The following is a 20261-nucleotide window of genomic DNA, read 5'->3' on the forward strand; positions in this document are numbered from 1 at the left end:
GAGCGGGGGCTCCTGTCGTTTCCGTGCCCCTGGATTGGGTCATAGTGTCTGACTTCGCCAAGACATCGGTGTTGCCCGACCAGTCGTTTTGGCACTTAGGTGGCAATTAGGGACGTTCCTTATGTGCCGGCACTTGGGGACACTCCTTGCGCTGATAGTCGTTGGGTTAGTCGTTGGGGACGTTCTTGTTTGACTAGTCATTTAAGAACGTCCCAAACGACTAACTTCCTTCCCGTAACCTTTCTGCAACAATTTGCCCTTCACGCTGCCCGACTTCGCTCGTAACGTTCCCTGCGCTACACTTAGTCGCACTGTGGCGCTGCCGCGCCGCGCCCGAACCAAGGGGGACACTCATGAAGAACACTCAGCTGCTGCTGATCAACGATATGTGCGGTTACGGCAAGGTCGCGCTTTCCGCCATGCTGCCGGTGCTGTCGCACATGGGCTATCGCATTCACAACCTGCCGACGGCCCTCGTTTCCGATACGCTCAACTACCCCAAGTTCTACATCCACGACACCACGGAGTATGTCCGCCAGAGCCTCGCTATCTGGGAGGAGCTCGGCTTTGAGTTCGACGCCATCTCGACCGGCTTTATCGTGACCGAGGAAGAGACGCGCATCATCTCGGACTTCTGCCACCGCCGTGCGCAAAAGGGCACCAAGGTGTTCGTTGACCCCATCATGGGCGACAACGGCAAGCTCTATGCGGGCGTGCCCGAGTCCACGATTGGCCTTATGCGGCGCCTGCTGGAGTGCGCAGACTACGCGGTGCCCAACTATACCGAGGCGTGCCTGCTTGCCGATAGGCCTATCGCCGAGCAAATTACGCCCGATGAGGCCCGCGCCCTTGTGGACGCTGTGCGCGAGCTGGGTGCCAAGTCGGTGGTCATTACGAGCGCCGTGGTCAATGGCACGAACGCGGTTATCGGTTACGACCATGTGGCGGGGGAGTACTTCACGATTCCCTTTGAGCTCATTCCGGTCTATTTCCCGGGCACGGGCGACACGTTCTCGGCGGTGCTCGTCGGCCGCGTTATGGCCGGTTGGAGCCTGCAGCGTGCGACGAGCGATGCCATGCGCGTGGTAGCGGAGCTTATCGAGCGCAATGCCGACCAGGAGGATAAGTCCGCCGGCCTTCCCATCGAGGCCTGCCTGGATGTGATTGACCATGAGTAATGCTGATGAGGGCGGCGTCAAGCCTGCGGGCGAGAACAAGCCGCTCGGCGCGCCGCGTGGCAAGCGTCCGCGTATCCGCGTGAGCTGCGTGGACCAGCTGGGTGCGTGCCGCTGCCACCATGGTCACAAGCCGGGCGACGTCTTTGACTTCGACCGAGACCGCGGCAAGATGTGCGCTATGGCCTGCCATGTGGGCTTTCCCTATATCGATATCCTGCGCTATGGCGGAACCGTGCCTGGCAACGAGCCCGGCACGGCAAAGTTCTGCTGCCCCGAGGTCGATACGCTGAACGTCTGGCTTGCCGAGATCGTCGACGAGTAGTCGAGCGCAATGTGACAAAGGGACAGTCCCTTTGTCACATTCGCCGGGGCTGCCCCTTCTTTTTGCTTATAATCCTAAATCTCTGCATTTCATCCGATTTTAGGTTCTAAAAATCATACATTTCATCGATAATTAAGCGCATAAAACTTTGCATTTCATTTGATGACACTGAGGGGAGAGCCTATGCTGCGCAGGAAAATAGCGGCAGAGCTGGAGCGTTGGCTGAAGTCTGCCGAGCAAAAGGCCTTATTCATCACGGGTTCTCGCCAGATCGGCAAAAGCTATTCGATTCGCGCATTTGGCAAAGCCAGCCATGCAACCTACATCGAGCTCAATCTCATGGAAAATCGCCAGGCAAAAGATGCTCTTCTCGAGGCGCGGAATGCCGATGATTTCATCAGCAGGGTGACGCTTCTTTCGGGAAAGTCGATTGCACCAGGCAAAACGCTCGTGTTTATCGATGAGGTCCAAGAGGCCCCCGACATCATGACGATGGCAAAGTTCCTTGTAGAGGACGGGAGGTGCCGCTGGGCGTTTTCGGGGTCAATGCTCGGGACCCAGTTCAAGGGCGTCAGGTCCTATCCCGTGGGGTATGTCCACGAGCTTAGGATGTTCCCGCTCGATTTTGAGGAGTTTTGCTGGGCAACCGGGGTGAGCGAGGGGGCTCGCCAAACGATACGTGACGCGTGTATCAGCGAGAGGCCCATTCCTGATTACATTCATGACGCGATGATGGCAAACTTCAGGACCTATACCGTTGTCGGCGGAATGCCGGAGGTCGTGCAGCGTTTCCTTGACACGCAGGGCGACCTTGCCTCTGTTCGTCAGCTACAGTCCGAGCTCAACGAACAGTACCGACGGGATATTTCCAAGTATGCAAGCGGGCGTGCCCTTCAGGTGCAGAGCATCTACGATCAGCTCCCCATTATGCTTGAGGGCGAACACAAGCGTTTCGTGCTCAATTCCATTGACCCCAAGGCGCATTATGAGAAGTACCAGCGAGATTTTGTCTGGCTTGTCGATGCCGGCGTTGCTCTCAAAGCCGATATCGTAACCGAGCCAAAGTCGCCCCTGCTCAAGACGGCACGGCCATCGCAGTTCAAGCTATACCAATCGGATACGGGCATGTTGATGGCGCGCTACCCCGTTGGAGTCGCCCAAGCGGCGTATCTTGATAGCAAGGAGCCCAATCTGGGCGGCTTTTACGAAAACGTGGTGGCCCAGCAGCTGGCTGCCCAAAATCGCCAGCTTTACTACTATCAGACAAAAAAGCGCGGTGAAGTGGACTTTGTGGTCGATGGGCCGGATGGGACGGCTGTTCCGATCGAGGTTAAATCGGGCTCCTATTACCACGCGCACGCTGCGCTCGGTCATGTGCTTGATACGGCTGAATATGGCGTAAGGCTCGGGATTGTTTTCTCGAGAGGCAACGTTGAGCGCAACGGAGCGGTTCTCTATTTGCCGCTATATGCGACCTGGGCCCTTTCGGATGTTTTGGGCGACTCCTGCGCCGAGGGGATAAAGCTGGAGGTCAAGCCGGTCTAGGGCCAGTCCCGGATGTGGCAAAGGGGCAGTCCCTTTGTCACATTCATGAGCGTGGATTTTCTCCCGTTTAGAGCGCACTCGAGCGCTCAAAGTGGGAGAAAACCCACGCTCGTTTCGCGCCGGAGACGTGGCTCGCGACCTCGCTTGTCTACAGTTGCTCGAGCATAGCGGTGCAACCGTCGAGCACGTCGCGGTAGGTGGCATCGAAGTTGCCGGTGTACCAGGGATCGGCCACGTCACCGGGGCGCTCGGTCCAATCGAGCAAGCGTGTAACCTTGCCGTCGGGGTCGTCGCCAAAGATGCGCCGCAGGCCGCGGGCGTTCTCGTCGTCCATATAGACAATGTGGTCCCAGTCGCCATACTCCGCGCGACGCACCTGGCGGGCACGGTGCGCAACGACGGGAATCCCGACTTCACGCAGCTTGGCGACCGTGCCATGATGCGGCGGGTTGCCGATCTCCTCAGTTGAGGTCGCAGCGGAGTCAATGACAAACTCGCCCGCGCGCCCGGCGCGCCGCACCAGCTCGGTAAACACGGACTCAGCCATCGTCGAGCGACAGATGTTCCCATGGCAGATAAACAGTACACGTTGCATATGCGGTTTCCTTTCGATCGCCATCATCGAGCTCGAGTATCGCATCTACGCCTGCGCCATCGTCCTCTTGCGTTCCCAGCGAGCCAACTTAATCGTCACCAGCGTGAGCGCCCAGGCCACAAGCGAGAACACGGCACCGACCGCGCCTACATATGCAATGCCAACGCTGCTTACCACGGCGCCGCCCACTGCGGTGCCAAACGAGATGCCGACGTTAAACGCCATGGGCTCAACCGAACTTGCGAGTACCATCGACTTGGGATGGCGGCTGCGTGCCACGTCCATAAAGTGCGTGATGCACGACACCGAGAACAGGTACATGAGCAGCGCCAGGCTAAAGACAAAGACCAGCGCGAGCGGCATGGTGCCGCCCACAGCAAACAGTCCGAGTAACGCTGCAGCCTGCAGCACAAACGTCACGAGTAGCGCCTTCATGCCAAAGCGCGCATCGATCCATCCGCCCAGGATGTTCGAGATCAGGCAGAACACGCCGTAGGCCATGAGCGTGGTACTGGCTTCGACCGTGCCCATGCCCAGCACCTGCTCAAGATAAGGCGTCACGTAGCCGTAAAAAACGTAGACCGACCCCACGCCAAACAAAAAGATGAGCATGCCGGTGATGATGCTCGGCTCGCGTAGTAGACCCGCCTGTTCGCGAAAAGTGGCGGGCTCGTCGGTTTGCCCAGCGCGCGGCATAAACGCCACGAGCGCTCCGCAGATCAGAACGGCAAAGGTCAGCGTGCCGTACATGGCCACGTGCCAGTCGAGCGTGTCGGCCACAAACTTGCCGATCGAAGTGACAAAGACCATTGCCACGGAAAACGCGCCGTACACTACCGAGATGGCGAGTGAGGTCTGCTGCGGGGACAGCAGCTCAGGGATGTACGTTACGCCCACGGCGAGCAGCGCACCCGAGACGGAGCCCAGGACAATACGCGAGATAAACAGCACTTGAAAGTTGGGCGCCAGCGCCATAACCAAATTGCCGAGCACAAAGACGATGCTGTAGCACACGAGCAGCTGGTAGCGGCGAAAACGCCCCGTGCTGAGCGCAAGCACTGGCGTCGCGATGGCGTAGACAAGCGCAAACACGCTAATAAGTTGGCCTGCGGTGGCAAGCGATACGCCGAGTTCCGTTGCCAAGTCGCTTTCGATGCCGATGACCACGAACTCGGAGCAGCCGAGCGAGAATCCCAACAGCACGAGCAGCGCCAGGCAGAGCTTGGTGCGCGCAGGGGAGAGCGCGGCGGCGGTTGACTTACTTTTAGGCGTGGTTGCGGCGGTCAAGGTTGTCACTCCAATGTCGCATGAATAAGCGAGATTCAATCCCTGCAACTCTAGCAGAATGTGACAAAGGGACAGTCTCTTTGTCACATTGCGCTGCCGGCCGGTCGCCCAAACCGTCACAACATTCGGCGAAAATCTCGAAATCGAGGAAAAACGTCGAATGTTGTGATGGTTTTCCTATCTGTGCCGGCGAGCTGCCGTGCCGTCTGGGGGTATAAGACTAGCGAGTGTTTATTTGCGAGGCCTAAGGGGCGCCCCGTATGGATATCGATAACTTTGAATGGTGGTATAGCGAGGGTGAGGCTCCGGACGAGGAGTGGGACGAGCCCATGCCGCGTGACGTGTCGAGCGACGAGGACGAGACCGGCAACGACGTCGCCGCCGATTCGGACGCCGCCCTCGACCCCGTCGAGCCCCTGACCTTCGAACAAGCTTGGGCCCAGGCCGAGGCAGACGAGGCCAAGGCCGACGCTACGGCCACGCTCGGCGAGCCAGCCGACATGTCCATCTCGCCGGCAAAGATCCCGCAGCCGCGTCACACCATCGACCCCGACAGCACGGCATCCTTCAGCATTCTCGACGTGCCCGCGCAAGGCGCCCAGGCGCCTGCGCCCACACATCGCCCCGACCTGGCTCGTGAGGAAGACGCGGGCCGCCGTTCTCCGCTCGGCCCCATCCTTATCGCCTTCATGGCCGGCGTTATCGCATGCTCGGTAATTGGAAACGTCTGGAGCCATGTTGAACAACAGCGAAAAGACGCCGCCAAGGTCGAGATGTCTATCGAGCAATCGCTCGGCCGCACGCGCTCGGTACATGTGTCGGTCGAGGTCAAGGACGGCGCGACGTGGGACACCGCGCGTGGCGACAGCCAAATGCTCATCCACATCGTGGGGCGTACGCTCAAAGGGCAGACGATTGACGAGTATCAATACGTCAATTCCGCTGGTGACGGCATCGAACTTAAGCCCGGCGACTACGAGCTCACCGTCGATGAACCGCCCGTCGCCACCGACGGCACGCGCTTCCGTGCCTCAAAGCGCATGGTCCCCGTGAGCTTTAACTCACAGGCGCCCGACACGGTCGACACCACACCGCAGGGCAGGTTCGACCTTTACGTGGATACCCAGTAGGCACTCGCCGCTCATTCCGCTATGGCTACTCAATAATCGCCTGCCGTCCCGTCCCGCCGCCAAGAGTGGGACAATAGCCCTCGACACTATTGTTTACTTTTGGAGGAAGTAGCATGTCTACTGTCACTACCATCAAGCGCGGCGGCCTCACCGCGGCCATCGATTCCATGGGTGCCCAGCTCACGAGCCTTGCCCTCAACGGCAACGAGTATCTGTGGCAGGGCGACCCCGCCTTTTGGGGCAAGCATGCGCCCATCCTGTTCCCCATTGTGGGCTCGCTGCGCAACAACACGGCGACGTCTGCGGCCGGCACCTGCGAGATGCCGCGCCACGGACTCGCGCGCATCGTCGAACACAAGCTGGTCGAGGTTTCGGAGGACGGCTCCTCGGTAACGTACGAGATCACCGACACGCCCGAGTCGCTCAAGGCGTTCCCGTTCCACTTTAAGCTCAACATGACCTATGCCCTGACTGGTGACGCCACACTTACCCAGACCTTTGCCGTCACCAATACCGGCGACGTGGACCTGCCGTTCTCGGTGGGCGGCCACCCCGCGTTTAACGTACCGGCTCCCGGTGCCGAGGACGAGGCATTCGAGGATTACGAGCTGGCGTTTACCGAGGCTTGGACTAATGAGGCTCCCATCATCACGCCCGACGGTCTTATGACGTTCGAGGGCAGTTACAAGGCTCCCGATAACTCGGACGTGCTGCCCATCACGCACCGCAGCTTCGATAACGACGCCATCATGTTCACCGATACCCCGGGCTCCACGCTCACGCTGCGCGGCCGCAAGTCGGGCCACGGCGTCAAGATCGACTTTGAGGGCTTTAAGTACATTGGCGTGTGGTCTGCCGCCAACGACGCCCCGTTTGTGGCGCTCGAGCCCTGGACCGGTCACACCACCATGGACACCGAGGACGACGTCTTTGAGCACAAGGTCAACACCATCACCTTGGCTCCCGGCGAGACGGATGTTCGCAGCTTTAGCGTTACTCTGCTTTAACAGGCTGCATACCTGGGACTAGTCGTTGGGGACGTTCTTGTTTGACTAGTCGTTTAAGAACGTCTCCAACGACTATCAATCGTTTTCAGTTCGTAAACTTGCATATATGCATTTATATATGCATTTGCTGGAGGTAGCGCTGAGCGGTATCCTGTTAAGTCGTCAGCATACGATTCAACAGGGAAGGCAGATTATGCATTCTCCCCATCAACGCGACGCGCATCCGCAGCCGATATGCAGCCGTCGCATCTTTTTGGGTAGCGCTCTCGCTGCGAGCGCTACTGTCGTCGCCGGCGCACTTGCCGGTTGCCAGCGCCCCTCCACGCTGGAAGTAGTTCAGCCCACGACGGGTGGCGGTCGCGACGACCTGTCCGATTCCGTTATCGGCAAGGATAAGATCCGCATTGGCATGGAGGCGGCCTACGCCCCGTACAACTGGCAGGTTTCCGAAGCCAGCGAGTACACCATCCCCATCGACAACGTGCAGGGCGCCTATGCCGATGGCTACGACGTGCAGATCGCCAAGATCGTCTGCAAGGCCCTCGGTGGCGAGCCCGTTGCCGTCAAGCAGAGCTTTTCGGGCCTTATCGATTCGCTCAACAACGGCCAAATCGACCTCATCATCGCCGGCATGAGCGCCACGCCCGAGCGCGAAGAGTCGGTCGGCTTCTCCGACCCGTACTTCATTGGCTACTTTGGCCTATTCGTAAAAGAGGGCTCGCCCTACCAAAACGCCACCAAGCTTAGCGACTTTAGCGGTGCCACGGTGCTCGGCCAAAAGGACACCATGCTCGACACCGTCATCGACGAGATCCCGGGCGTTGTGCACAAAAACCCGGTCGACTCCGTCCCCACGGTGTTCTCGAACCTGCTGCAGGGCACCTGCGACGCCGTGACCTACAACACCGAGAACGAGAAGGGCTATATGGCTCAAAACCCGGGCATCGTTCCCATTCATTTTGCCGAAGGCGAGGGCTTTAAGCAGGAGGTCGCGGCAAACGTCGGCTGCCGCAAGGGCTCGGACAAACTGCTTAAGCTCATCGACAAGACACTCAAGGGCATTAGCCAAGAGGAGCGCGACCAAATGTGGGACGCGTGCCTCGACCGTCAGCCGGCATAGGGAGGCAGCATGAAAACCGTCAATCGCCTGGCCTCCTTTATCAAGGCCGATCACCGTTACGTATACCTGGGCACGAGCGTCATCGCGGCGCTTGGCCTGGCGTTTAGCCAGCGCAACCCCACGCCGCTGAGCTTTTTGGCGCCCACTGGCATCTTCCAGGACTGCCTTTGGGCGATCCTGTGGGCCTGGGTCGTCGTGTCGGCGGCGGCACTCGTCACCAAGCTCATGCACTGGAACGACTATCGCGAAAAGTCGCCGTTCGCCTCCGAGCGTTTCCGCCGCGGCGCGCGCCTGGGTAGCTATGTTGTGGTCGCCATCGCAGCGATCTTTTTCGTGGACCGCTGCATCATGTCGTTTATCGACCTGGTGCAGGTGAGCATTGTCTCGGATTCCAACCCCAGCGACTTTTTGTCGAGCCTGGTCTACATGACCTACAAGAGCGGCGACTTCTTCATCCGCGGCATCGAAATCACCATCGCGCTTGCCACCTTCGGCACCGTCATCGCCTTCTTCCTGGCACTGCTCTTTGTGTTTTTGCGCATTCAGACGTTCGACCGCGTGGACAACGACTTGGTGCGTTTCTTTAAGAGTATCGGCCGCGGCTTCGCGACCGTCTACTCCACCATTGTGCGCGGCACGCCCATGATGGTCCAGGGCCTGCTTATCTATTACGCGGGCTTTACCGTTCTGCGCGGCATGGGCTTCGAGACCGCCCAGGCCAACCAGATCTGGAGCACCTTTACCGCCGGCCTCGTCACCATCTCGCTTAACTCCACCGCCTACATGATGGAGGTCCTGCGCGGCGGCATCGAGTCCATCGATCCCGGCCAAGCCGAGGCGGCGCGATCGCTGGGCCTGTCGCAGTGGCAGGCCATGCGCAAAGTCGTGTTCCCCCAGGGCATTAAAAATGCGATTCCGGCGCTCACCAACGAGCTCATCATCAACATCAAGGATTCGTCGGTGCTCTCGGTCATCGGCGTGTTCGACCTTATGTACGCTACTACCACGGTCGCCGGCGTGTACTACCGCCAGATGGAGGTCTACTGCGTGGCGCTCGTGGTCTACCTGATCCTGACGCTCGTGGCGAGCCGCCTGCTCGAAGCCTTTGGCAAAAAGCTCGGTGCCGAGGCTCCGGCCACGCTGCCCAGCTCTAACTAGGCTTAAGACGAGGAGAATCATCATGGCAGATACCGCCACTACCGGCGTTGCGGCCGCCGCACAGACCAATGAGCCGCTCATCCGCGTTGAGGGCCTGCGCAAGAGCTTCGGCTCGCTCGAGGTACTCAAGGGCATCGACCTGTCCGTTAACCCCGGCGAGGTCGTCACCATTATCGGCGCCTCGGGCTCGGGCAAGTCGACCTTCCTGCGCTGCCTCAATCTGCTCGAGACCCCGGACGCGGGCCACATCTGGTTCCACGGCCAGGACCTTACGGCCGAGCGCTGCAATATCAATAAACTCCGCGAGGACATCGGCATGGTGTTCCAGGGCTTTAACCTGTTCAACAACATGGACGTGCTCGACAACTGCACGCTTGCGCCCGTCATGCTCAAAAAGATGAGCAAGGCCGAGGCTGAAAAAATTGCGATGGAGCATCTGACGAGCGTGGGACTCGAAAAGTTCGCGCACGCCGCCGTGGGCCGCCTGTCCGGTGGTCAAAAACAGCGCGTAGCCATCGCACGCGCCCTGTGCATGAATCCGCAGATCATGCTGTTCGACGAGCCGACTTCGGCACTCGACCCCGAGATCGTGGGCGAGGTGCTCGAGGTCATGCGCAAGCTCGCGGCCGACGGCATGACCATGGTCGTCGTCACGCACGAGATGGCCTTTGCCCGAACCGTGTCCGACCGCGTGGTCTTTATGGATAAGGGCGTGGTGCTCGAGGACGCCGCGCCGGCCGAGCTCTTTGGCAACCCCAAACACCAGCGCACCCGCGAGTTCCTCTCGCGTTATCTCGAGGACAAGTAACCGACCGCAAATGTTTGCATGACAGGGCCGCTCCCGTGGGGCGGCCCTCGTCATCACAATCGAAAGGATGTCATGGCCGAGGTTTGGCGCTTCTTTGCGCATGAGGATGATTTTGCCGATTTGGACGAAGCTGGTGCGTGCGAGCGCCTGGGCCGCGTGCTGTCGTTTCCGACCATCTCGAGTATGGATGCCGAGGCGGTGAACTGGCAGCCGTTCGACGACCTGCGCGCGTATATGCAGCAGGCTTGGCCGCACGTATTTACGGCGGGTAAGGTCGAGCTTATCGACCATTCGCTATTGGTGACGCTTAGCGGTTCCGACCCTGCCCTCAAGCCCATTATGCTCATGGGCCACATGGACGTGGTTCCCGTGGTACCCGGCACCGAGGCTGACTGGACGCATGCCCCCTTTAGCGGACATGTGGACGACACCTACATTTGGGGTCGCGGCGCCATCGATATGAAAGACCAGGTCGCAGGCATTCTCGAGGCGGTTGAGTATGCGCTCGCGCACGGCTGGGAGCACAAGCGTACCCTGCTGCTCGCCTTTGGCCAGGACGAGGAAACCACGCAGTACGGCGCGGGGGCGATCGGTCGTGTGCTCGAGGAGCGTGGCGTTGAACTTGAATATCTGATCGACGAGGGTGACTACCGTATTGTTTCGGCTGCCGAGTATGGCGCGGGCGAGGGCTGGCTTATGCATGCCGACCTCGCGGAGAAGGGTTACGCCGATATCATACTCAAGACGAAGAGTGAGGGCGGGCATTCGTCCAACCCCTACGGCGGCACATCGCTCGAGGTGCTCAGCCGTGCCATCACCGCAATCTGCGATATCGAGTGGCCGACGCGCGTGACCGACTTGCTTGCCGCTCAACTCGTCGAGTTGGGGCTCTACACGGCCGATGAAATTGCCGCCAACGGGGATGCCATTGTCCGCGATTGCCTCGCCAGCAAAAAGCTCTATCCGCTGGTGACGACCACCTGCGCGCCCACGCAGATCGAGGGTGGCAGCACCGGCGCCAACGTAATGCCGCAGGATATGTGGGCCAACATTAACTTCCGCATGCTCGAGGGTACGAGCGTGGTCGACGTTGTGGCGCGCTGCCGTGAGGCGGTTGCCGGGGCGGACCTTGCCGGTTGTGTCGAAGTGGAGCTGGGCCCCGGCAGCTCCGAGCCTTCGCCGTCTCCGCGTGTCGGTGGACCGGGGCTCGAGGCCGTTCGCGCCATCGCCGCCCGCTATTTCCGTGATCCAAAGGGGACGGAGGAAAACGGACCGAGTGCGACGGGCGGGGCTCCTGTCAGCATCGTCCCCTCGACCGTGATCGGCGCGACCGACGCTGCCAACTATCAGCGCATTTGCCCTGAGTGCATTCGTTTCTCGGCCTTTGTGGTCGACGATGACGAGTGCGACCGAGGCGTCCACGGCACCAACGAGCGCATTACCCGCCGAGTCTACCTTCAGGGTGTCCGCTTTTTCATCGCTCTGCTCCACACGCTCTAGAATCCAACAAAGGGACTGTCCCTTTGTCGGATTCCGTGCGGGTTATATGCAGGTTTGCCTGCGCACGCTATCATGTATGGGTTAGACCGCAACTATGTACCCCATACGCGAAGGGATGCGCATGTATCTGAGGATCGACATGTTCTAGCCGGGCTTACCCCCGCAGCGGCGCCCCGCGCCCCATCAATTCTGCCGATTTTCACCTTCACGCATATAAAGGAGTCCGTCATGCGCGACAAGCTCGAAAAGATCATCAAGGCCTACGAGGAGCTCGAGAAGAAGCTTTCCGACCCGGCCGTCGCCTCCGATATCAAGGAGTTCACGCGTCTCAACAAGGAGTACGCGCACCAGTCCGACCTCATTGCCGCCTCGCGCGAGTACATCGGCGCGCTCGATGACATCGAGGCTGCCAAGGAAATGCTGCACGATACCACCGATGCCGATGAGAAGGAGATGCTCCAGATGGACATCTCCGAAAACGAGGCCAAGCTCCCCCAGCTCGAGGAAGACATCAAGTACATGCTCATCCCGAGCGACCCCAACGACGACAAGAACACCATCGTCGAGATCCGCTCCGCCGCCGGTGGCGACGAGGCGGCCATCTTCGCCGGCGACCTGTACAAGATGTATCAGCGCTTTTGCGAGTCGCGCGGCTGGAAGACTACCGTGCTCGATTCCAGCCCCAGCGAGGCCGGCGGCTTTAAGTCCATTGAGTTCAAGGTCGAGGGCGACCGCGTCTACTCCGTTATGAAGTACGAGTCCGGCGTGCACCGTGTCCAGCGCGTCCCCAAGACCGAGTCCCAGGGCCGCATCCAGACTTCAACGGCTACCGTCGCCGTGCTTCCCGAGGCCGAGGAAATCGACGTCCAGATCAACCAGTCTGACCTGCGCATCGACACCTACTGCGCCTCCGGCCCTGGCGGTCAGTGCGTTAACACCACCTACTCCGCCGTGCGCATCACCCACCTGCCCACCAACACCGTGGTGCAGTCGCAGGAGCAGCGTTCCCAGATCCAGAACCGCGAGGTCTGCATGCAGATGCTGCGCGCCCGTCTGTACGAGATGGAACTCGAGAAGCAGCAGGCAGAGCTCGGTGCCGAGCGCCAGAGCCAGATCGGCCACGGTAACCGTTCCGAGAAGATCCGCACCTACAACCAGCCCCAGGACCGCGTGACCGATCACCGCATCGGTTTCAACTCCACCTACAACGGCGTCCTTCTGGGCGATCAGCTCGGCACCGTGATCGAGGCACTCGCCGCCGCCGAGCGAGCCGAGAAGCTGGCGCAGGCTGTGTAGTGGGTTACGCGGTTTTGCCAAACCGCGTAACGGCTCGACGCTGCGCGCCGCCCAGAGCGACAATTTGTCATTCAAAAGGCAAGGCATGACCAGAAGGTCTATGCCTTGCCTTTTTCATGCCAACTTGTTCGCTCTGGACGTCGCTCGCTGGCATTGCCAAAACATCGGCGTTTTCTTGGTTGTCAAATGATCCGTAGGGAGTCATTGGGGACATTGCCTTGATATTATATTCAGTCGGCTGTGATGGCATTTTAGTCATTGGGGACGTTCTTAAATGACTAGGTTGGGCACATTGCTTTGAGATGTTATTTAATCGGCTTTGATGGCCATTAAGCCGGCTACCTGCTCAAAGAAATTAGCGGCATTCATCTGCTATCGAAAATAATGCTCAAAAAATCGTCCGAGAAGTCGCGGGGCGATTTTTGATGCGTCGCGCGTCAAGTGATTTGGCAAGTTCTTGGTTAGATATTGGTCAGTTTTGGGGCAACCTTGCCAAAAGCTTGACGGATGCAGATTTAGACGTCGACGAATGAACACTTCGATTGCGATTCAAGCAAAATTCTGGGCTGATTCTCGATAATCGCTTCCAATCGTCCCTTGCCGCGTGCCGCCCTCGCGTACAATCTGCTCCGACATTCGCGCGCCGTCCGGCGCTTAAGAGGGGAGGGCCCCATGGCAAACGAGATTTGGACCATCAAGCGTTGTCTCGAGTGGACCAAGGAGTACCTGGCCGAGCGCGGCGAGGAGCACCCCCGTCTTTCTGCCGAGTGGCTGCTGTGCGCTGCCACGGGTTTGGCACGCATCGACTTATATATGCGCATGGACGAGACGCTTAACGCGGCTCAGCTCGAGACCATGCACGCGGCCGTTGTTCGTCGCGCTAAAGGTGAACCGCTGCAGTACATCACCGGCAGCACGCAGTTTCGCATGATCGACGTCACGTGCGCCCCCGGCGTGCTCATTCCGCGTCCCGAGACCGAGATGCTCGTCGAGGAAGTCCTCAATTATCTGGATGCCGAGGTGCTGAGCCCCGAGGCTGCTGCCCGTCAGCGTGTTGAGCTGCCTTGGAACGATGAGGTCGAGGAGGCACGCAAGGCTGAGGCCGCGCTGGCAGACGAACGCGCGACCGCCGAGCGCCGTGCCGCCAACCTGACGGCCGCCGATGAGGCTGCGCTGGGTAGCGACGTGCTCGGCAGCCGTGCCTATGCCGAGGAGCTGGCCGACCGCGAGGCCGAGGAAGCCGCCGCGCAGGCAGCAGAAGCCGAAGTCGCGGAAGCCGCCGAGTCCGAGCTCGACGAATACGGCATCGCCATCGAGGGTGCCGACCAGGAGACGGCTTCAGCTCAGGATGCCGCTTCGCCTGCCCCAGCCGAGCCCCGCATCGCCCGCGTTCTCGAGGTCGGCTGCGGCACGGGCTGCATCTCGCTCTCCCTTGCCTGGGAGCGCCGCGGCCACGTTACCTGCACCGCCACCGATATCGAGCCGCGCGCTATCGATCTGGCCACCAAAAACCGCGACGCGCTCGGTCTCACATCCGATGAGGTCGCCTTTAGCCTCACCAACCTGGTGAGTTCCATTCCCCGCGAAGAGTGGGGCACCTTTGATGTGCTTGTCTCCAATCCGCCCTACATTCCGACCGACGTCATGCGCTCACTGCCGCACGAGGTCAAGGACTTCGAGCCCGACCTGGCGCTTGAGGGCGGCGCCGACGGCCTCGATATCTTCCGCCGCCTGCTCAATGCGGCGCCTTACATGCTGCGCGCCGGCGGCCTGTTTGCCTGCGAGCTCTACGAGGGTGCCCTCGACGCCGCCGCCGAGCTCTGCCGCCAGGCGGGTCTCTCGGACGTGCGCATCGTCCGCGACCTCACCGATCGCCCCCGCATCGTCCGAGCCATCGTCACCGAGCCCAAACAGCGCCAGTAATATTTATTAACTGGTTAGCAAAAATTATAAACTAGTTTATAATTAGGACGGCTGAAAGAGGTCGGCCCATGCAACCTCCTACCTTTCGGGAAATCATTGCCCTACTCAAGCACGATGGATTCGTGAAGGTCGCGCAAGTCGGTAGTCATGCTAAGTATGTTTCTGGCGACCGTGTTGTCACCGTGAACGGCTCTGGTGGTGATCGACCAAAGAAGGGCACGTGGGCAAGTATTCGTCGCCAAGCTGGATGGTAGTTGGAGGCAAAATGAGGCAGCGATTTACCTATGACTGCGTTCTCATAAAAGAAGACGACGGGTACTGCGCCAGCTTCCCGCAGATTCCCGGCGCTTTTGCCGATGGCGATACGCGCGAAGAAGCGATTGCCCATGCCACCGAGGCGCTGATGGCGTTTTTGGCCGACGACCTCAACAACGGTTTGACTCCGGCAGGGTACGAACGCTCGGCCGAGGTCGTGGCCCTTTCAGTCGAAATCGACCACGAGGACGCTCGGGAAGCGGCGTGCCGAACATTTAAAGACGCAGCGCTGGACCTCAAAGTCTCCGCTCCGCGGATTACCGCGCTGGTCAAAGCCGGCAAACTCGATGTTGAACTCGTCGACGGCCGTCGGATGATAACGATAGACAGTATCGAGCGTTACGCCGCCCAAGAACGTCACGCCGGAAGACCAAAGAAGTTCGTAGCCGTCCAATAACCCCCTAACTTTCACCGACTACTAGAGCCGCTCACCAAACCAACATGCGCTCTGGGCAAATAGATTGAACGTTTCGTGCGAGAATGCCCCACAGTAAACAAACTTGCACCAGAGCGTAAGGGGCTGGCATACACATGCAGACGGTCTATCGGGTATACGAGGGAACGCGCGAGCCGCATCGGCTTGCCGTCGAGCGCACGGCCGAGGTGCTCGGCCGCGGCGGCCTGGCTTTGATCCCGACCGAGACCGTCTACGGTGTCGCCGTGGCAGTCAACGCCTTCTCGGACGCCGTGCCCCAAGATGCAAGCGAATTCCCATCGTGGCCGCGCGATCCGCAGGCCGCCGTCAATGGCGCCGCAGTTCCTGCGCTCGGCACCGGCTATCGCCGTATCTTCACTCTCAAGCAACGTGAGCTCACGCAAACCGTCGCTTGGCTGGTCGATGGCGTCGAAGCACTCGACCGCTATGGCGTGGATATCCCTAACGAGGCCCGCGTACTCGCGCGACGATGCTGGCCGGGAGCCCTGACTATCGTGATTAAGGCAGCCCCCTGCGTGCCGACCTTTATGCGTGCTGCCGACGACACCGTGGCCCTGCGCGCTTCGGCCTCTCCCGTGGTCCAGGCGCTCATCCGCGCCTGCGGCAGTCCCCTTGCCTGCACGAGCGCCAATACGCACGGCGCGCCCTCGCCGATAAGCTTTGCCGCCGTCGAGGGTCGCATCCTGGAGGGGGTCGATGTTGCCGTCGACGCCGGTGAGACCCCGTGTCGCGACGCCTCGACCATCGTGTCGTTCCAGCACGGCGGGCTCCAGATCCTGCGCCAAGGCGCACTTCCCGCATCAGAGATCGAACGGGTCCTGTCCGACCCGATGCAATAGAAAGGTGTAAGCGATGTCGTTGAATCTGGGCAGCCTGGGCATGGAAGATGCCTCGTTTAACTTTGGCGGTTCCTACATCATGGCGCTCGACTGCGGCACCACCTCGGTACTTGCGACCATCGTCGACGAGTACGGATGCATCGTCGCGCAGGCACGTCGCAGCGTCAAAACCAGCTTCCCACGTCCCGGTTGGGTAGAGCAAGACCCCATGGCGGTCCTTGCCAGCCAGATCGCCGTCATGATGGAAGTCCAGTTTAAGAGCGGTATCCACTCCGACCGCATTGCCGCCATCGGCATCTCCAACCAGCGCGAGACCACGGTGGTCTGGGACCGCGTGAGCGGTCAGCCGATCTATAACGCCATCGTATGGCAGTGCCGCCGTACCGCGCCGGCAATCGACGCGTTGGTTGAACAGGGTTGCGAGGAGCTGGTGCGCTCCCGCACGGGACTCACGCTCGACCCGTATTTCTCGGCCTCCAAGGTACAGTGGATTCTCGACAACGTCGACGGCGCACGCGAGAGCGCGGCGGCGGGCGACCTCATGTTTGGCACCATCGACACCTGGCTCATCTACAACCTCACCGGCGGCCAGGTCTTTGCCACCGACTACACCAATGCCAGCCGCACGGCACTCTTTAATATCCATACGCTCGATTGGGACGACGACCTGCTGGCGCTCTTTGACGTTCCACGTTCCATGATGCCCGAGGTTCGCTGGAGCTCGGGTGACTACGGCCGCGTCGCGAGCGACATCATGACCAACATGCCGCCCATCATGGGTGTGGCGGGCGACCAGCAGGCGTCGCTGTTCGGTCACTGCTGCTTCCATCCCGGCCAGACCAAAAACACCTATGGCACGGGCTGCTTTATGCTCATGAACACCGGCGACGAGATCGTCGAATCCAAGAACGGCCTGGTCTCCACCATCGGTATCGCTGCGAACGGGAAGATCAGCTATGCGCTCGAGGGCTCCATCTTTGCTGCCGGTTCCACCATGAACTGGCTTCGCAACAACATGGGCATCATCTCGAGCGTGAGCGAGTCGGCACAACTCGCCGCTTCGATTAGCGACAACGAGGGCTGCTACTTCGTTCCCGCCTTTGCGGGTCTGGGCGCTCCCTGGTGGGACCCGCATGCCCGCGGTATCGTGTGCGGTCTGACCGGCGCCTCGAGCCGTGCGACCATCGTACGTGCCGCCTGCGAATCCATGGCATATCAGAGCTACGACGTGCTGCGCGCCATGGAGCAGGACGTGGGGCTTTCGATCGAGCGCCTGTCTGTCGATGGCGGTGCCTCGCGCAACGAGTTCATCATGCAATTCCAGGCCGACCTGCTGGATATCCCCGTGCTGCAATGCGAGACGGTGGAGACCACGGCAATCGGTGCCGCGTACTTGGCGGGTCTTGCCATCGGCTATTGGGAAGACCTGGAAGAGCTGGAGCAAAATGCCCAGATCGTTAGGACCTTCCTTCCCCACATGTCCGCCGAGCGCCGCGAACAAAACCTTGCGGGCTGGTGTGATGCAGTCAGGCGCTCGCTCAGTACCGCACAGTAGGGCTGCGATGGGCTGCTCGATACAACAAACCGCTAAACTAATGCATGGCGTGCGGCGGCAACATTGCTGCGCGCCTTGTCAGCAAGGCCGTTTTGCGGCCGCAACGAAAGGGGCAATCAACCCATGACCGTCACCTATGATGCGTCCCGTGTGACGCTTGTCGATCACCCGCTCGTTCAGCACAAGCTGTCGATCCTGCGCGATAAAAACACCGGCACCAACCAGTTCCGCCAGCTCGTGCGCGAGCTTGCGCTCTTTGACGGCTACGAGGCCATGCGCGACCTGCCTATGGAAGACGTCGAGGTCGAGACCCCCATCACTACCGCCACGTTCAAACAGCTTGCCGGCAAGAAACTCGCCATCGTGCCCATCCTGCGTGCGGGCCTTGGCATGGTCGACGGCATCCTCGACCTGGTGCCCTCCGCTCGCGTGGGCCACATCGGCATGGAGCGCGACGAGGTCACCCACGAGCCGCATGAGTATTACTGCAAGATGCCCAAGGATATCGACCAGCGTATCTGCCTGGTTGTCGACCCCATGCTCGCCACGGGCGGTTCGGCCGAGATGGCTATCAGCTACCTGCGCGAGCGCGGTGTCAAGGACATCCGCATGCTGTGCATCGTCGCCGCGCCCGAGGGCCTCAAGTCGCTGACCGAGAAGGATCCCGATGTACATATCTATACCTGCGCCATCGACGACCATCTCAACGAGGCTGCCTACATCGTTCCCGGCCTGGGCGACGCCGGCGACCGCATCTACGGCACGCTCTAGTCGCTGGGCTAAACGGCCGCGGCTGCAAATACGAAGAAACGGTGCGCGCGGACGAACAAAAGGCGACCGCGCGCACTCCTGTTAACGGACGTTTTGCCCTGCAGGGTTCGAGAAAAACGTATTACCGTACCTGCGGCATAAAGAAGGTCTTAAGAAAACGAACAGGTGCGTATTAACCGATGCTTTTTCGGTTGTACTTTAGCGATTGGCTCGTACAATAGTCACCAATGTTTGGCGGGAACTGTTCTGTGAAGCGTTAAAAAGGAAAGTGAGGACGCCAGTGTTTCAGATAGCCGATCTGCTCGCTATCGTTGCAGGCGCCATCGCGGGCGCAATTGCCTTCCTTCCCTTTGTCTTTACGCTCAAGCCGGTTCTTGACGATAAGCAGAATGCGGACATGCTCAAGGGTATGGTGAGTCTGGCGGTCTCGGCAATCGCTCTGCTCGTCTTTACCTTGGTTGTGTTTGTGTTGTTCGGAGAGGCATTTCGCATGTTCCTCCTGGGCGAGGCGATCGGCTTCGTGGCCTTTATGGCCGCCTGCGCGGTTCGCGTCGCCAAGGCGCTGCGAGATCCTCATGAGATCGAAAGGTAAGTCGTGGAAATTTTTGAAAAGCTGCCTGATGAGATTAATCATCTGGTCAGCGAGTTCAGCTCCACCCCCGTCGTGGGCGATCTGAGCTGCGGCATCACGCAGTACTCGTTTTGGCTGATCGTCTCCACGATCGTGCTCCTGATCGTCCTGGCCGTGTTCAAGAAGAAGCAGACCCTGGTTCCCAAGGGCTTCTTCGTCAACGGTTTCGAGTACATCATCGAGTACGTCGAGAACGATATCGGCAAGGGTGTCGTGGGTGAGAACTGGAAGAAGCACTTCCCGTTCCTGTGCTCGCTTTTCCTGTTCATCCTGATCAATAACATGATCGGCCTGATTCCGGGAATGAAGCCCGGCACCGGCGCAATCGGCTCCACCGCCGCACTCGCCATTTTCGCCTTCGTGTACTTCATCTACTACGGATGCAAGGCTCACGGCGTGATCGGCTACATCAAGAGCCTCGCCCCGCAGGGCGTGAGCTTCCCGATGAACGTGCTCGTGTGGGTCGTCGAGCTTTTCTCGACCTTCCTGCGCCTCATCACGCTCGCCGTCCGTCTGTTCTGCAACATGTTCGCAGGACACGTGGTCATGGGCTCGTTCGCCATCATGGCGAGCATGTTCATGCAGCCGCTGCTTCAGCAGGTTTCCGCGGCCCACGCCGTTGGCGCCCTGCCTTCGCTGGCCTGGCTTGCCATCCTCATCCTGATCTATGCGATCGAGCTTGTGGTCGGCGCCATCCAGGCTTACGTCTTCACGGTCCTTACCGCCGTGTATGTCTCCGAGGCAGAGGAGGTCGCGGAGGAGGAGTAGTCTTCCGTTCGCGCCTTAAAGGTAAGGTAATTCGTTAAACCGCCGGTGCCCGTACCCATGGAGCCCGGCAGTTATAA

The 20261-nt window shown here is 60.0% G+C and carries 20 protein-coding genes; 18 read left to right on the forward strand and 2 right to left on the reverse strand.

The genetic code is table 11. From position 1 onward, the window contains the following. Positions 1 to 353 precede the first annotated feature (353 nt). From DWZ01_RS09805 to DWZ01_RS09815, 3 genes are all read left to right on the forward strand, one after another. On the forward strand, positions 354 to 1178 hold the full coding sequence (locus tag DWZ01_RS09805; protein WP_117770538.1) for a PfkB family carbohydrate kinase: 825 nt from the start codon (positions 354 to 356) through the stop codon (positions 1176 to 1178). After that, complete coding sequence (locus DWZ01_RS09810; protein WP_199411406.1) at positions 1171 to 1500, forward strand: TIGR04076 family protein; 330 nt, start codon at positions 1171 to 1173, stop codon at positions 1498 to 1500. Before DWZ01_RS09805 ends, DWZ01_RS09810 begins: the two co-directional genes overlap by 8 nt. A 183-nt stretch (positions 1501 to 1683) precedes the next feature. Then, the gene (locus tag DWZ01_RS09815) at positions 1684 to 3045 is read left to right on the forward strand and encodes an ATP-binding protein (protein WP_117770539.1); all 1362 of its coding nucleotides are present in this window, start codon (positions 1684 to 1686) and stop codon (positions 3043 to 3045) included. Positions 3046 to 3193: 148 nt separating this feature from the next. Here DWZ01_RS09815 and DWZ01_RS09820 read toward each other — a convergent pair whose 3' ends face one another. Both DWZ01_RS09820 and DWZ01_RS09825 read right to left on the reverse strand, forming a co-directional pair. Further along, positions 3194 to 3640, reverse strand: coding sequence for a low molecular weight protein-tyrosine-phosphatase (locus tag DWZ01_RS09820; RefSeq protein ID WP_199411407.1), 447 nt, complete (start codon positions 3638 to 3640; stop codon positions 3194 to 3196). 45 nt (positions 3641 to 3685) lie between these two features. Beyond that, positions 3686 to 4936: an MFS transporter gene (locus tag DWZ01_RS09825; RefSeq protein WP_233504674.1), complete on the reverse strand. Its 1251-nt coding sequence runs from the start codon at positions 4934 to 4936 to the stop codon at positions 3686 to 3688. A gap of 251 nt (positions 4937 to 5187) precedes the next feature. Here DWZ01_RS09825 and DWZ01_RS09830 point away from each other — a divergent pair, with 251 nt between their 5' ends. The 15 genes from DWZ01_RS09830 to atpB all read left to right on the forward strand — a co-directional run bounded on the left by DWZ01_RS09830 (position 5188) and on the right by atpB (position 20184). After that, complete coding sequence (locus tag DWZ01_RS09830) at positions 5188 to 6057, forward strand: hypothetical protein (RefSeq protein WP_117770540.1); 870 nt, start codon at positions 5188 to 5190, stop codon at positions 6055 to 6057. 113 nt (positions 6058 to 6170) lie between these two features. Beyond that, positions 6171 to 7064, forward strand: coding sequence for an aldose 1-epimerase family protein (locus DWZ01_RS09835; RefSeq protein WP_117770541.1), 894 nt, complete (start codon positions 6171 to 6173; stop codon positions 7062 to 7064). A gap of 193 nt (positions 7065 to 7257) precedes the next feature. Continuing rightward, positions 7258 to 8184, forward strand: a complete 927-nt coding sequence (locus DWZ01_RS09840; protein WP_117770542.1) for a transporter substrate-binding domain-containing protein — start codon at positions 7258 to 7260, stop codon at positions 8182 to 8184. Positions 8185 to 8193: 9 nt separating this feature from the next. After that, positions 8194 to 9342: an amino acid ABC transporter permease gene (locus tag DWZ01_RS09845; RefSeq protein ID WP_117770543.1), complete on the forward strand. Its 1149-nt coding sequence runs from the start codon at positions 8194 to 8196 to the stop codon at positions 9340 to 9342. Positions 9343 to 9364: 22 nt separating this feature from the next. Further along, the gene (locus DWZ01_RS09850; RefSeq protein ID WP_117770544.1) at positions 9365 to 10150 is read left to right on the forward strand and encodes an amino acid ABC transporter ATP-binding protein; all 786 of its coding nucleotides are present in this window, start codon (positions 9365 to 9367) and stop codon (positions 10148 to 10150) included. 72 nt (positions 10151 to 10222) lie between these two features. Further along, a complete protein-coding gene (locus DWZ01_RS09855) occupies positions 10223 to 11650 on the forward strand; it encodes a M20/M25/M40 family metallo-hydrolase (protein ID WP_117770545.1) in 1428 nt (475 codons plus the stop codon). 228 nt (positions 11651 to 11878) lie between these two features. Further along, positions 11879 to 12946, forward strand: coding sequence for a peptide chain release factor 1 (prfA, locus tag DWZ01_RS09860; protein WP_035138783.1), 1068 nt, complete (start codon positions 11879 to 11881; stop codon positions 12944 to 12946). 672 nt (positions 12947 to 13618) lie between these two features. Further along, positions 13619 to 14869, forward strand: a complete 1251-nt coding sequence (locus tag DWZ01_RS09865) for a HemK/PrmC family methyltransferase (protein WP_117770546.1) — start codon at positions 13619 to 13621, stop codon at positions 14867 to 14869. A 68-nt stretch (positions 14870 to 14937) separates the two neighbouring features. Next, positions 14938 to 15123 carry a type II toxin-antitoxin system HicA family toxin gene (locus DWZ01_RS11075; protein ID WP_089573106.1) on the forward strand — a complete coding sequence of 62 codons (186 nt, stop codon included), beginning with the start codon at positions 14938 to 14940 and terminating at the stop codon, positions 15121 to 15123. After that, positions 15090 to 15581: a type II toxin-antitoxin system HicB family antitoxin gene (locus DWZ01_RS09875; protein ID WP_128620077.1), complete on the forward strand. Its 492-nt coding sequence runs from the start codon at positions 15090 to 15092 to the stop codon at positions 15579 to 15581. Before DWZ01_RS11075 ends, DWZ01_RS09875 begins: the two co-directional genes overlap by 34 nt. Before the next feature lie 134 nt (positions 15582 to 15715). Further along, entirely contained in the window at positions 15716 to 16459 is a 744-nt protein-coding gene (locus DWZ01_RS09880; protein WP_117848878.1) for an L-threonylcarbamoyladenylate synthase, read from the forward strand. 13 nt (positions 16460 to 16472) lie between these two features. Beyond that, complete coding sequence (gene glpK / locus DWZ01_RS09885; protein ID WP_117848880.1) at positions 16473 to 18014, forward strand: glycerol kinase GlpK; 1542 nt, start codon at positions 16473 to 16475, stop codon at positions 18012 to 18014. A 123-nt stretch (positions 18015 to 18137) separates the two neighbouring features. Continuing rightward, positions 18138 to 18785, forward strand: coding sequence for a uracil phosphoribosyltransferase (gene upp, locus DWZ01_RS09890; protein ID WP_040359658.1), 648 nt, complete (start codon positions 18138 to 18140; stop codon positions 18783 to 18785). Positions 18786 to 19065: 280 nt separating this feature from the next. Beyond that, entirely contained in the window at positions 19066 to 19377 is a 312-nt protein-coding gene (locus DWZ01_RS09895) for a hypothetical protein (RefSeq protein ID WP_117848882.1), read from the forward strand. Between the two features lie 3 nt (positions 19378 to 19380). Next, positions 19381 to 20184 carry a F0F1 ATP synthase subunit A gene (atpB, locus tag DWZ01_RS09900; protein WP_022094263.1) on the forward strand — a complete coding sequence of 268 codons (804 nt, stop codon included), beginning with the start codon at positions 19381 to 19383 and terminating at the stop codon, positions 20182 to 20184. Positions 20185 to 20261 lie beyond the last annotated feature (77 nt).

The organism is Collinsella sp. AF28-5AC (assembly GCF_003457875.1).
In the GTDB taxonomy this organism is placed as follows: Bacteria; Actinomycetota; Coriobacteriia; order Coriobacteriales; family Coriobacteriaceae; genus Collinsella.